Source organism: Plantibacter sp. LMC-P-059a (assembly GCF_030209505.1).
GTDB lineage: Bacteria > Actinomycetota > Actinomycetes > Actinomycetales > Microbacteriaceae > Plantibacter.
In genome coordinates, this window is record NZ_JARVRZ010000001.1 from 187,190 (window position 1) to 200,173 (window position 12,984).

At 69.4% G+C, this 12,984-nt stretch carries 9 protein-coding genes; 3 read left to right on the top strand and 6 right to left on the bottom strand.

Annotated features, from left to right (window positions below; all coding sequences use genetic code 11):
* Nucleotides 1-65 precede the first annotated feature (65 nt).
* The 6 genes from leuS to QRN27_RS00925 form a co-directional block, all read right to left on the bottom strand.
* Nucleotides 66-2,627 carry a leucine--tRNA ligase gene (leuS, locus tag QRN27_RS00900; RefSeq protein ID WP_285040364.1) on the bottom strand — a complete coding sequence of 854 codons (2,562 nt, stop codon included), beginning with the start codon at nucleotides 2,625-2,627 and terminating at the stop codon, nucleotides 66-68.
* 114 nt (nucleotides 2,628-2,741) lie between these two features.
* A complete protein-coding gene (locus QRN27_RS00905) occupies nucleotides 2,742-4,103 on the bottom strand; it encodes an anthranilate synthase component I family protein (protein ID WP_285040366.1) in 1,362 nt (453 codons plus the stop codon).
* The gene (cydC, locus tag QRN27_RS00910) at nucleotides 4,103-5,761 is read right to left on the bottom strand and encodes a thiol reductant ABC exporter subunit CydC (protein ID WP_350224080.1); all 1,659 of its coding nucleotides are present in this window, start codon (nucleotides 5,759-5,761) and stop codon (nucleotides 4,103-4,105) included. The genes QRN27_RS00905 and cydC overlap by 1 nt, the downstream gene beginning before the upstream one ends.
* 4 nt (nucleotides 5,762-5,765) lie before the next feature.
* Nucleotides 5,766-7,472, bottom strand: coding sequence for a thiol reductant ABC exporter subunit CydD (gene cydD, locus QRN27_RS00915; protein ID WP_285040370.1), 1,707 nt, complete (start codon nucleotides 7,470-7,472; stop codon nucleotides 5,766-5,768).
* Between the two features lie 9 nt (nucleotides 7,473-7,481).
* Nucleotides 7,482-8,486: a cytochrome d ubiquinol oxidase subunit II gene (gene cydB, locus QRN27_RS00920; RefSeq protein WP_285040373.1), complete on the bottom strand. Its 1,005-nt coding sequence runs from the start codon at nucleotides 8,484-8,486 to the stop codon at nucleotides 7,482-7,484.
* A 9-nt stretch (nucleotides 8,487-8,495) separates the two neighbouring features.
* Nucleotides 8,496-9,917, bottom strand: a complete 1,422-nt coding sequence (locus QRN27_RS00925) for a cytochrome ubiquinol oxidase subunit I (protein ID WP_285040375.1) — start codon at nucleotides 9,915-9,917, stop codon at nucleotides 8,496-8,498.
* Nucleotides 9,918-10,117: 200 nt separating this feature from the next.
* Between QRN27_RS00925 and QRN27_RS00930 the strand changes: the two genes are divergently transcribed.
* The 3 genes from QRN27_RS00930 to QRN27_RS00940 are packed head-to-tail and all read left to right on the top strand — an operon-like array spanning nucleotide 10,118 to nucleotide 12,940.
* Nucleotides 10,118-10,798: a DedA family protein gene (locus QRN27_RS00930; RefSeq protein ID WP_194669803.1), complete on the top strand. Its 681-nt coding sequence runs from the start codon at nucleotides 10,118-10,120 to the stop codon at nucleotides 10,796-10,798.
* 52 nt (nucleotides 10,799-10,850) lie between these two features.
* On the top strand, nucleotides 10,851-11,888 hold the full coding sequence (locus tag QRN27_RS00935; protein WP_056006577.1) for an App1 family protein phosphatidate phosphatase: 1,038 nt from the start codon (nucleotides 10,851-10,853) through the stop codon (nucleotides 11,886-11,888).
* A gap of 11 nt (nucleotides 11,889-11,899) precedes the next feature.
* Nucleotides 11,900-12,940, top strand: a complete 1,041-nt coding sequence (locus tag QRN27_RS00940) for an FUSC family protein (protein ID WP_285040378.1) — start codon at nucleotides 11,900-11,902, stop codon at nucleotides 12,938-12,940.
* The last annotated feature ends 44 nt before the right edge of the window (nucleotides 12,941-12,984 follow it).

The following is a 12,984-nucleotide window of genomic DNA, read 5'->3' on the forward strand; positions in this document are numbered from 1 at the left end:
AGCGCACCGTCGAGGTCCTTGTGGAGCGGGCTCGGGGCGAGCCGAGAGACCCGCCCCGAACCGCGTCAGCCCTTCGTGGCGATGCTCACCACGCGCGGGGCACGCACCACGACGTTGACGATCTCGCGGTCGCCCACGGAACGCTGCACGGCCGCGCTCGCGCGAGCCAGCTGCTCGAGCTCCTCGCCGGAGATCTTCGGCGACACCTCAAGCCGGTCGCGGACCTTGCCGTCGACCTGGACGACAGCCGTCACCTGATCCTCGACGAGCAGCGACCGGTCGGCCTTGCGCCACGGAACCAGCGAGACGGACGGCTGGTACCCGAGCTTCGCCCACATGTCCTCAGCCGTGAACGGTGCGAAGAGGTCGAGCGCCATGGCGGTCACCTCGGCGGATTCGCGCACGGCAGGGTCGCCGGCACCGGGACCGCCGTCGATCGCCTTGCGGGTCGCGTTCACGAGCTCCATGAGCCGAGCGACGACGACGTTGAACTTGCCCGCCTCGATGAGCCCGGGAGCCTCGGCCAGGAAGTGGTGCGTCAGCTTGCGCAGCTTCTCGTCGCCGTCCTTCCAGGCGACGTCGGGTGAGCTGGTGACGTCGTGCGCCACGCGCCAGGCACGTGCCAGGAACTTCGCCGATCCCGCCGGCGAGACGTCGGCCCAGTCGATGTCGTCCTCCGGAGGTCCGGCGAACGCCATCGTGACCCGTAGTGCGTCGGCTCCGTAGGACCGCAGCTCCTGCGCGAACTCCACAAGGTTGCCCTTGCTCTTGCTCATCTTGGAGCCGTCGAGGATGACCATGCCCTGATTCAGCAGGGCGCTGAACGGCTCGGTGAAGCCCACCTTGCCGAGGTCGAAGAGGACCTTCGTGATGAACCGCGAGTACAGCAGGTGGAGGATGGCGTGCTCGACACCGCCGACGTACTGGTCGACCGGAGCCCACTTGTCGGCCTCCTTCGGGTCGAACGCGATCTCGTCCGAGGTCGGGTTCAGGAACCGCAGGAAGTACCAGGAGCTGTCGACGAAGGTGTCCATCGTGTCGGAGTCCCGCTTCGCAGGCTTCCCGCACGACGGGCAGTCCACGTTGATCCAGTCCTCCGCCGCGGCCAGCGGGCTCATGCCCTTCGGACGCAGGTCGAGCCCGGCGGCATCCGGCAGACGCACCGGCAGCTGGTCCTCGGGCACCGGCACCTCACCGCAGGCCTCGCAGTGGATGATCGGGATCGGTGTCCCCCAGTAGCGCTGCCGGGAGATCAACCAGTCGCGCAGACGGTAGTTCTTGGTCTTCGCGCCGAGACCGCTCGACGCGAGCGCGGCCGTGACCTTCGGGATCGCGTTCGACTTGCTCAGGCCGTCGAAGGGGCCGGAGTTCGTCAGGCGTCCCTCGCCGGTGAGGGCGACACCCGTCTTCGCGGGGTCGATCGACGGCAGGTCCTCCGGCAGTTCACCGTCGACGATGATCGGGATGGCACCCGTCACCGGCTGGGTGGTGTCCACCACGACGCGCACGGGCAGGTCGAAGGCGCGGGCGAAGTCGAGGTCGCGCTGGTCGTGCGCGGGAACCGCCATGATCGCCCCGTGCCCGTAGTCGGCCAGGACGTAGTCGGCGGCCCAGATCGGCAGACGCTCCCCGCTCAGCGGATTGACGGCGTACCGCTCGAGGAAGACGCCGGTCTTCTGCCGATCGGTCGCCAGGCGGGCGATCTCGCTCTCACCCTTGACGCTGTCGAGGTAGGACTGGAACCGTCCCTTGACCTCGTCGGAGGCGTCGGCGACCAGCTCGGCGGCCAGCTCCGAGTCGGGCGCGACGACCATGAACGTCACGCCGTACAGGGTGTCGGGACGCGTCGTGTACACGGACACCGGTTCGTCACGGCCTTCGATGCTGAACGCGACGTCGGCACCGTTCGACCGGCCGATCCAGTTCCGCTGCATGCTGAGGACCTTGGCCGGCCAGGTGCCCTCGAGCTGGTTGAGGTCGTCGATCAGGCGGTCGGCGTAGTCGGTGATGCGGAAGTACCACTGGGTGAGCTTCTTCTTCGTCACCTCGGCACCGCAACGCTCGCAGTGGCCGTCGACGACCTGCTCGTTGGCGAGCACGGTCTGGTCGTTCGGGCACCAGTTGACCGGGCTCGCCTTGCGGTAGGCGAGGCCCTTCTCGAACAGCTGGAGGAACAGCCACTGGTTCCAGCGGTAGTACTCCGGGTCGCTGGTGTGCAGCTCACGGTCCCAATCGAACGACGGGCCGTACTGGCGGAAACTCGCCTTCTGCTGAGCGATGTTCGCGTAGGTCCACTCGCGCGGGTCGACCCCGCGCTGGATCGCCGCGTTCTCGGCGGGGAGCCCGAAGGAGTCCCAACCGATCGGGTGCAGCACGTTGAAGCCCTGGTGACGCCAGTAGCGCGCCACGATGTCGCCGAAGCCGAAGGCCTCCGCGTGGCCCATGTGGAGGTCGCCGGAGGGGTAGGGGAACATGTCGAGGACGTACTTCCGGGGACGCTTGTCGGCCGGATCGGCTGTGGCGAAGGGCTTCAGCTCGTCCCAGACGGGAAGCCACTTCTCCTGGATCGCCTGGAAGTCGTACCGCTCGCCGTCGCGGCGGTCGTCGGGGTTGCGCTCGTCTGACACGTCACTCTCAATCACTGCAGGTGCTGGGGTGGAACCCGTGGGTCGCTCGCACGGCGCTCGGCCGCAGGATGGTCGGGTTGGAGCGCGCGGCGGCGCTCCGTCCAACGGTCAAGCCTACCGGGATTCCGGCCCCGGCCGCCCGACGCCGAGGGCGCGCAACGGAGCAGCCGCCTTGGTCCAGGTCTCCTCGAGCTCCTCCTCGGGGACGGACAGCGCCGTGATGCCGCCACCCGTGCCGACCGATGCGCCGTACGGATCGATGACGATGGAGCGGATGACCATCGCCAGATCCAGCGATCCGTCCGCGGCCAGCAGCCCGAAGGCTCCTGCGTACACGCCACGTGGTCCCGCTTCGAGCTCGTACAGCAGTTCCATCGCGCGCCGCTTGGGCGCGCCCGTCATGGAGCCGGCCGGGAACGCGACCTCGACGACGTCGAGCGCGTCGAGCCCAGCCCGGAGTCGGCCCTCGACGGTGCTCACCAGCTGATGCACCTGGGGGTAGCTCTCCACCTGATGGAGGGCGGTGACGGCGACCGAACCGAGCTCGCACACCCGGGAGAGGTCGTTGCGCATCAGGTCGACGATCATGAGGTTCTCCGCCCGCTCCTTCGGACTGGCGAGGAGCTCCGCGCGTTGCCGAGCGTCGGCCACGGGGTCCGCCTCGCGCGGACGTGTCCCCTTGATCGGTCTGGTCCGCACCCGGCCGTCCGCGGAGACGTCGAGGAACTGCTCCGGCGAGGAACTCGCGAGGGACAGCTGTCCAAAGCGGAGGAGACCGCCGTGATGGCTCGGGCTCATCGCCCGGAGACGGAGGTAGGTGGCGAGCGGATCGTGGACGCCGTGGACCCGGAGGGTGTTCGTCAGGCAGAGCTGATAGGCGTCGCCACGCCTGATGTGCTCCTGGCAGGCCTCGACGAGCCGGATGTACGCGCGGTCCGCATGGCGTGGGAGGCAGACTCCGCCGGCCTCGGGCACCATCCGCGGCAGCGGCGACCGGTCCTGTACGCGCTCCGCCACCCATGCGAGCCACTCGGGATCCGCCGAGGAGACGGTCACCGTCCGGGCCGCATGGTCGAACCGCACCTGGTCGTCGACACGCAGCATCAGTGCGGCGGGGAGGGAGGCCTCACGAGCCGGTGCGCCGACGAGCCCGGCCCCGAACTCGTATCCGAACCACCCCACCCAGTCGCCCGGATCCCCTGGCACGCCTGCACGGAGCGCGCGCAGGGACTCGAGCAGCGAGCCGCGACGGACGGTCGATCGCGATGCGACGCTCACGTGCTCCACCGTGCCGAGGACCGCATCGGCGACGAGCCGCTCCGTGCCTCTGCCCATCAGGCTGACGCCGGTCTCTGCCCCCTGCCCGGAGTCCAACCAGCACGCCCACGGGTCGTCGGCGAACACCCGGCGGAAGACGTCCTCCGGTTCACACCAGCTCGGCAGCACGAGCTGTCGGCGCTCGCGGGACGTCGGCATCAGCCGAACGTCGCCAGCGGCGGGGCGACGATCCGGAGTCGGTCGGTCACCAGCGCTGCCGGCACCGGGGTGTGGGAGATCACGATGACGGCGCGGCCGTCCGAACCCGCGGCGCCGAGCAGGTCCTCCAGGAGCGCGTTCGCCCGTTCGGGATCGACGTTGGCCGTCGGCTCGTCGAGGACGAGCACGGGGAACTCACGGAGGAGCGCCCGAGCGAGGGCGATCCGTTGCGCCTGTCCCCCGGACACGAGCGCTCCGTGTTCCCCGACCGGTCGGTCGAGTCCGCCGCGCTCCGCCAGCCAGGACGAGAGCCCGACCCGCTCCAACACCGCTTCGAGCGCTGCGTCGTCCGCTGTGTCGCGGGCGAAGAGCAGGTTCTGACGGATGTCCGCGTCGAACAGGAACGGTCGTTGTTCGACGAGCCCGACCGTCTCACGGAGCGTGTCCGCCCGGATCTCGCGGGCCTCCACACCGCCGACGCGATACCGGCCCTCGTACTCGAGGAAGCGGACGAGCACGTGAGCGAGCGTGGTCTTCCCCGCGCCGCTGTCGCCCTCGACGAGCAGGCGGTCCCCTGCCGACAGCCGGAAACTGATCGGGGCGAGGGCGGGCCGCGCATCGCCTGGCCAGCGCGCGCTCAGGTGCTCGACCTCGAGCAGTACCCCGTCGGACACCGGCAGCTCGGCGACGCCGGCGCCCTCGTCCGGGATCTCCGCGGGGCGGGTGCTCGGGACCGCGTCCGCCACCCGTTCAGCGCTCGCGACCGCCTCGCGCCAGGCGCCGAACGCGAGGGGCACCATCGAACAGACCTCGAACACGGCGAGCGGGACGAGCACGACCACCGTGAGCGCGGGTCCGCCGATCGCGCCGAGGGCCGGCATGCCCGCCCACAGCGCCGCGACGACGGCCGAGCCCGAGGCGAGCGCCAGCACCGCTCCGGCCACGCCGGCTCCGGCCGCCCGCCGGACCATGGCCCGCGTCAGCGCCGCGTCCGCCCGCTCGATCCTGGCTCGAGCAGCACCGACGGCACCGTACGCCGTCAGGACGTCCAAGCCGGTGACGAGGTCCAGGAGCGCTTCCGAGAGCGCGCCGCGCAGTGGGGCGAGGTCACGTTCGGCTCGTGCGGCCACACGACTGACCAGGAGCCACGACACGAGGAACGCGACGATGAGGCACACCGCCAGGGCGATCCCCGCTGCCGGGAGCAGCGCGGTCGTCAGGATGACCGCGGCGCCCGCGATGACCCCCGACACCACCAGCGGCTGGACGACGCGCAACGGCACGTTCTGCAACTCGTCGACGTCGGTCACGAGTCGTGTGAGGAGATCGCCTCGCCCGGTGAGCTGCAGGCCGTCCGGAGCCACGGGGATGACCCGTTCGATCATCCCGGCGCGCAACTGTGACAACTGGCGGAAGGCCGCGTCGTGGCTGAGCAGTCGTTCGAGGTACCGGAACGACGCCCTCGCGAGGGCGAACGCACGGACGCCGACGACGGCGACGCCGAGCTCGACGATCGACGGTTGCTCGGCGGCCTTGGTGATGAGGAACGCACTGGAGGCGAGCAGGGCGACGGCCGCTCCGGCTGAGAGGATGCCGGCGAGGAGCCCTGGGAGGAAGCTTCGCGCGGGCGGTTGCGCCAGGCGGATGATCTGCTTCACGCGGTCATCCATGGAGCACCGCCGGCTCATCATGGGTGCGCGAGGCCCGCATGGCGATCTCCAACACGGCGTCGGCGCGTTCGCTGATCATGGGGCGGTGGGTGATGACGATGACCACCGCTCCAGCGTCGGCGGCCTCACGCGCCGCGTCGATCACGAGCGCCTCGGACGCGGAGTCGAGCGCCGAGCTCGGCTCGTCGAGGAGCAGGACAGGCGTCCCGGCGTCGGCCGGGGTGCGCGCCAGGCGATACAGCGCCCGCGCGATCGCGATCCGCTGCGCCTGCCCACCGCTGACCCCGTCGCCGACCGCGCCGATCGGGTGCTCGAGCGGGAGCGCGGCCAGTCCGACCTTCGAGAGCGACCCGGCGATGAGCGTGTCGTCGGGCGTCTCGTCGCCGAGCGCCACGTTGTCGCCGACGGTTCCCGCGATGAGGGCGGGGCGTTGACCTGCCCAGGACAACCAACGTCGGCCTGCGGGCATCGGCGCCACCTCGACGCCGTCATGCCGGATCGTTCCGCCGACCTCGACGAAGCCGAGGATCGCCGAAGCCATGCTCGTCTTCCCCGCGCCGCTGGGCCCGACGACCGCGGTCATCGTCCCGGCGGGGAAGGAGGCGTCGAGTGCGTCGAGCACCACCTGGTCGCCGTACCGGACGCCCAGCCCGTGGAGCTCGAGGCCCGGGGCCGACTCTGTCCGGTGGCCCGCCGTCGACACCGCGCTCGCCGACCCGCCCGGGGTGGCCTGCGTGGACAGCACCGCCGCCTCGTCGAGGATCTCGAAGACCTCTTCGGCTGCGGTGACCCCCTCCGCCGCGGCATGGTAGTTCGCGCCGACGTTCCGCAGCGGCAGGAAGGCCTCCGGGGCGAGGATGAGGACGAAGAGCCCGGTGCCGAGCAGCAGCGAGCCGTCGAGGAGCCTGAGCCCGATGCCGACGGCCACGACAGCGACGGCGAGACTGGAGAGCAGTTCGAGGGCGAATCCGCTCATGAACGAGAACCGCAGCACCTTCATGGTCTCGACGCGGTACTCCTCCGTCACCGATCGGACCCGCGCCACCTGTCGATGCTGCCGACCGAAGAGCTTCAGGGTCGCCATGCCCGCGACGAGTTCGAGGAATCCGCGCGACAGGTGCGCCAGGGTGTCCCACTGGCGTCGTTGCACCGCCTGTGTCGCGAACCCGATGAGGATCATGAAGACGGGGATGAGCGGAAGGGTCACGACGACCGTGATCCCGCTGATCGGATCCTGCAGGAAGATGACCGCTGCGATGATCGGCATCGCGATGGCGGTGAGGATGAGCTGCGGCACGTATCGGCCGAAGTACGCGTCCAGCGCGTCCAAGCCACGGCCCGCCACCGTGGTGAGCGCCGCTGAGCTGCGCCGGGAGACCCAGCCGGGACCGAGCGTCTCGAACGCTCCGACGAGCGCGCGCCGCAACTCACTCCGGACCACCGCGGAACCGCGGGCGTTCACGGCGTCCGCGGCCAGGACCGCTGCCGAACGGAGGACCACGATGCCGATCAGCAGCCACAGGGACGGCAGCAGCTCGTCGATCGGATCGCCGGCGATCGAGCGGGACACCAGCTGGGCGACGAACCAGGCGAAGCCGAGCGTGCACGCGGTCTGCACCAGGGCGATGACCGCGCCGAGGGCCAGGACCGACCTGGCTCCCCGGGCATAGCGGAGCAGTCGCGGATCGAGGGGGCGCACGATGACAGGTTAGTGCGCGGCCGCTTCGATGTGCTGACGGGTGATGCGCTTCCGGAACACCCAGTAGGTCCACCCCTGGTAGGCGAGGATGAGCGGGAGGAAGATCAGGGCCGTCCACGACATCACCGTGAGGGTGTACTCCGTGGAGGACGCGTTCGCGATCGTCAGGCTGTTCGCGGGGTCGTTGCTCGCCGGCATGACCGCCGGGAACAGCGCGGTGAAGAGGGTCAGGACCGCAGCGGCGACCGTCACCGCCATGAGCGCGAAGGCTCGTCCCTCGAGCCCGCGGCTGTTCGCGAACCAGGCGCTGATGAGCGACACCGCCGCGATCGCCGCGAGGATGAGGACCGGCAGCGAGAAGTGCGCGAGGACGGTCCACCCGAGGAACGAAGCGGCCAACACGATCGCGACGAGCCCCGCATGGCTTGCGAGGCGACGAGCGCGCTCGCGGATCTCGCCCTCGGTCTTCAGCGAGGCGAAGACGGCCCCGTGTGCGAAGAAGAGCACCAGCGTGGTGAGCCCACCGAGGATCCCGTACGGGTTCAGGAGGGTGAAGAGGGTGCCGGTGAAGTTGTGGTCGGCGTCGAGCGGCACGCCCTGGATGATGTTCGCGAACGCGACGCCCCAGAGGAACGCCGGGAGCGCCGACCCCACGATGATCATGAGGTCGAACCGCCGTTTCCAGGACGCCTCGGGACGCTGATGCCGGTATTCGAACGACACCCCGCGGACGATGAGGGCGAGGAGGATGAACAGCAACGGGAGGTAGAACCCGCTGAACAGGGTCGCGTACCACTCCGGGAAGGCCGCGAACAGGCTCGCGCCGGCGACGATCAGCCAGGTCTCGTTCAGATCCCAGACCGGCCCGATCGTGTTGATGAGCATCCGGCGGTCGGTCTCGTCCTTCCCGAGGAAGGGGATCGTCATCCCGACGCCGAAGTCGAACCCGTCGAGCACGAAGTATCCGACGAACAGTGCGGCGATGATCCAGAACCAGAGAATCGTGAGGTCCATGATGCGCTCCTAGTAGACCGTGGTTGCCGGGGCAGCGGGCTTCTGCACGCCGTCGTCGTCGGGTGGCGACATCTCGATGGGATCCGGCCCGGCGATGATGGTCTTCTTCAACAGGCCGAACTCGACGACCAGCAGGGTGCCGTAGACGACGGTGAAGGCGATGAGCGAGATCAGCACGTCGAGGCCGGTGGTGTTCGGCGAGACGGCGTCCTCGGTCTTCAGCAGGCTGAAGACGATCCAGGGCTGACGGCCCATCTCGGTGAAGACCCAGCCCATCGTCATCGCGAGGAACGGCATCGGCACGGCCCAGACGGCGACCCGCCACATCCAGCGCTTCGGCTCGCGGCCCTTCCGGGTGAACCAGAGGCCGGCGGCCGCCACGAGCATCGAGGCGAGCCCGAGGCCGATCATCCAGCGGAAGGCCCAGTAGGTGACCCAGATGACCGGTGAGTAGTCGCCGGGGCCGTAGAGCTGCGTGTACTGCGCCTGCAGGTCGTTGATGCCTTCCACGGTGCCGTCGAAGGTGTGGGTCGAGAGGAACGAGAGCAGGTACGGGATCCGGATCGAGAAGAGCTCGTGGACGCCGTCCGGGGTGCCGAGGGTGAAGATCGAGAACGAGGCGTCCGCGCCGGTCGAGGTGTTGTACATCGCCTCCGCCGCCGCCATCTTCATCGGCTGCGTCTCGACCATCGCCAGGCTGAGCTGGTCTCCCGCGAGCAAGGTGGCCCCGCCGGCGATGAGCATGCTCCAGGCGCCGACCTTCAGCGCGGGACGCATCATCTCGACATGCTGACCACGGGCCAGGTGCCAAGCGGCTGCGGTGATGATGACGGCGGCCGAGACCATGAAGCAGGCGAAGATCGTGTGCGGGAAGGCGGCGAGGGCGACCTTGTTGGTCAGCAGCTCCCAGATGTTGGTGAGTTCGGCTCGACCGCGCTCCTCGTTGATCCGGTAGGCGACCGGATTCTGCATGAAGGCGTTCGCGGCGATGATGAAGTAGGCCGAGAGCACGGTGCCGAGGGCGACGATCCAGATGGTCGCGAGGTGGAGCTTCGGTGAGAGTTTGTCCCAACCGAAGATCCAGAGCCCGATGAACGTGGCTTCGAGGAAGAACGCGAGCAGGCCTTCCAGTGCCAGCGGCGCACCGAAGACGTCGCCGACGAACCGCGAGTAGGTGGACCAGTTCATGCCGAACTGGAACTCCTGCACGATCCCGGTCACGACGCCCATGGCGAAGTTGATGAGGAAGATCTTGCCGAAGAAGCGGGTCAACTGCAGGTAGTGCAGCTTGCCCGTCCGGACCCAGGCGGTCTGGAACCCGGCGACCGTCACCGCCATGCCGATGGTGAGCGGCACGAAGATGAAGTGGTAGACGGTGGTGAGGCCGAACTGCCAACGGGACAGCAGTAGCGGGTCGAGAAGATCGTTCACGATGAACACTCCATGTTCGCGGCATCCAGGGACGGCGGCGCAGGTGCGGCCCGATCGGGGTGGTCATCCCCGTGGCTTCGATCCGTGTCGTCGAACCCCATGGTACACGAAAATCCGCCTGTGGTCAGACCACACATGTCGCCTGTCGTGCACAGGGCTTTCAGAGTCTCAGGCGCCGGTCGAGAGCTAGGCTCTGACCCGTGAACGACGTGCTCGGCTGGCTCCTCGACCTGGTGCAGAGCGTCGACCCCGTCACCCGCACGCTCCTCGCCGGACTCGGCATCATGCTCGAGACCTCCGTGCTCGTGGGCCTCGTCGTCCCGGGCGACACCGTCGTGATCGTCGCCAGCACCGCCGTGGCCGGTCCGGTGCAGTGGATCTCGATGATCCTCGTCGTGATCGCGGGTGCACTCATCGGCGAATCCGTCGGCTTCGCCCTCGGCCGTTGGTTCGGCCCGCGCATCCGCGCGAGTCGGCTCGGCCGCAGGATCGGGGAACGACACTGGGCGAGGGCAGAGCGATACCTCGACCGGCGAGGCGGTATCGCGGTGTTCGTCTCGCGGTTCCTCCCCGTGCTCCACTCGCTCATCCCCCTGACCGTGGGTATGAGCACCATGACGTACCGTCGCTTCATCTCGTGGACCCTGCCGGCCTGCGTCATCTGGGCCTCCGCATACGTCTCGGTCGGCGCGGTGGCGGCCGGGAGCTATCGTGAGCTCTCCGAGCGACTCCACTGGGCCGGATACGTCTTCGTCGGCATCATCGTGCTCTTCGCCGTCGTCGTCCTCGTCGTCAAGCGACTCCTCCAGCGGAGCGAGGAACGGCACATGCTCGACCAGGAGGATCCGGCGTCCCCGGGCGGAGCGTCCACGCCGGAGTGACCCCGCGGGCCTCGACGGCGGACCGGACGCACCGGCATGACAGACTGAACGGGTGAAGGCACCCGACGATCGTCCAACGGCCTCCTCCGACGCCGCCCAGCAGATCCGGCACTTCGCCGCTCGGATGGAGGACGCCATCCAGTTGCGCCGGCAGCGGCGCGCACGGCGGCACGGGCGCGAGGCGGCGATCATCCCCTTCACCGGCTACGGCTCGACGTCGTGGATCCGTGTCCTCGCGCGAGTCGTCCTGGCCGAACCCGGCAAGACCACGGTGAAACCGCAGCAGAAGGTGCGCGGCTGGAAGAGCTTCTTCGCCTTGAGCATCGCGGACCCCACGGTCGAGGTCGAGATCGACGGAAGACGCCACACGGTCACGGGCGATCGCGGCGGCGTGGTGGATGCGGTGGTCCAGGTCTCGCTGACCCCGGGATGGCACACCCTCCGTCTGAGCTCCGAGGGCAGCGACCCCGTCGAGGCCCCCGTCTTCATCGTGGGCGACGACATCGAGTTCGGCATCGTGTCCGACATCGACGACACCGTGATGGTCACGGCGCTCCCCCGCCCCCTGGTCGCGGCATGGAACACCTTCGTCCTCGACGAGCACGCGCGCACCCCGGTCCCGGGGATGGCCGTGTTCCTGGAGCGGACCGCTCGCGAGCACCCGGGCTCGCCGATCATCTACCTCTCGACAGGTGCCTGGAACGTCGCCCCGACGCTCACCCGGTTCCTGTCGCGCAACCTCTACCCCGCAGGGGCCCTGCTCCTCACCGACTGGGGCCCGACCCACGACCGCTTCTTCCGGAGCGGACGCGAGCACAAGCGGACCAACCTCGACCGGTTCGCCGAGGACTTCCCGCGGCTGCGCTGGCTCCTCGTCGGTGACGACGGGCAGCACGACGAATCGCTGTACCGCAGTTTCGAGGAGCGTCACCCCGACCGCGTCGCCGCCGTCGCGATCCGTCAGCTCTCCCCCGGCGAGGCGGTGCTGGCCGGCGGTCGCTCGAAGGTCGGTGGACAGCACGAGGGGGCGCCCTGGGTGTACGCCGGGAACGGCGCGGAACTGCTCGACCAGCTCCACGGCAAGCTCTGACGGCGCTCCACATGTCCGTCGTCCCCGTCCTGCGCACCCGGTCGCGGCTCCCGCTGCTCCAGGTGCTGAAGACGGCGCTGGCCGCCATCGCCGCCTGGATCGTCGCGATCACGATCATCCCGGGCCAACTGCCGGTCTTCGCCTCCATCGCCGCCATCCTCGTGGTGCAGCCGAGCGTCAACCAGTCGTTCGGCAAGGCACTCGAACGCAGCCTCGGGGTGATCACCGGCGTGGTCCTCGCGACCGCGATCGGGAGCATCTTCGGACACTCCGCCTGGATCGTGCTCCTGGCCATCGTCGTCGCCATCCTGCTCGGCTGGGTGCTCCGCCTCGGGCCGGGTTCCGCGAACCAGATCCCGATCAGCGCGATGCTGGTCCTCTCGATCGGCGCCGCCACGCCGGACTACGCCGTCGCTCGTATCATCGAGACCGTCCTCGGCGCCGGGATCGGGCTGCTCGTCAACGTCGTCCTCGTCGCCCCCGTCCTGCTCGCGCCGGCCAGAGCAGCGGTCAGTGGACTCGCGCTCGCCTGCGCCGACACCTTGGACCACCTCGCGACCGCGCTCACCCGGGCCAACACGGACGCCGAGCTGGCCGCGCTCCTCACGGAAGCCCGCGCGCTCAAGCCGCTGCGGGAACGCGCGATCGCCGCGGTGAAGGAAGGCGACGACAGTCTGCTGCTCAACCCGCGCCGGTCACGGCACCGTGACGAGCTGGACCGTCAACGACTCCTGCTGCGTCGACTCGAGCCGGTGGTCACGCGGACGCTGGGCATGGCGCGCTCGGTGCACGACCACGACGACCCGACCCTGCACGAGGAGCCGACGGTGGCCGACATCGCCGTCGAACTCGGCCGCGCGGCGCACGACCTCCGACTGCTCGTGAACGACCGCGCAGCCTCCCGCGAACCCCCGACCGAGACCGCCGAGCTCCCCGCGCTGACCGCACCCCTGGTGATCCACCGACCGCACCCGCAGCACTGGATCCTCATCGGATCACTCATGGAGGACCTCCGCCGGGTCCGTGACGAGATCGTCGGCGAGCCGACCTGAGCCGACCGGAAACCACGAAGGGCCGATGGAGCGACGCTCCACCG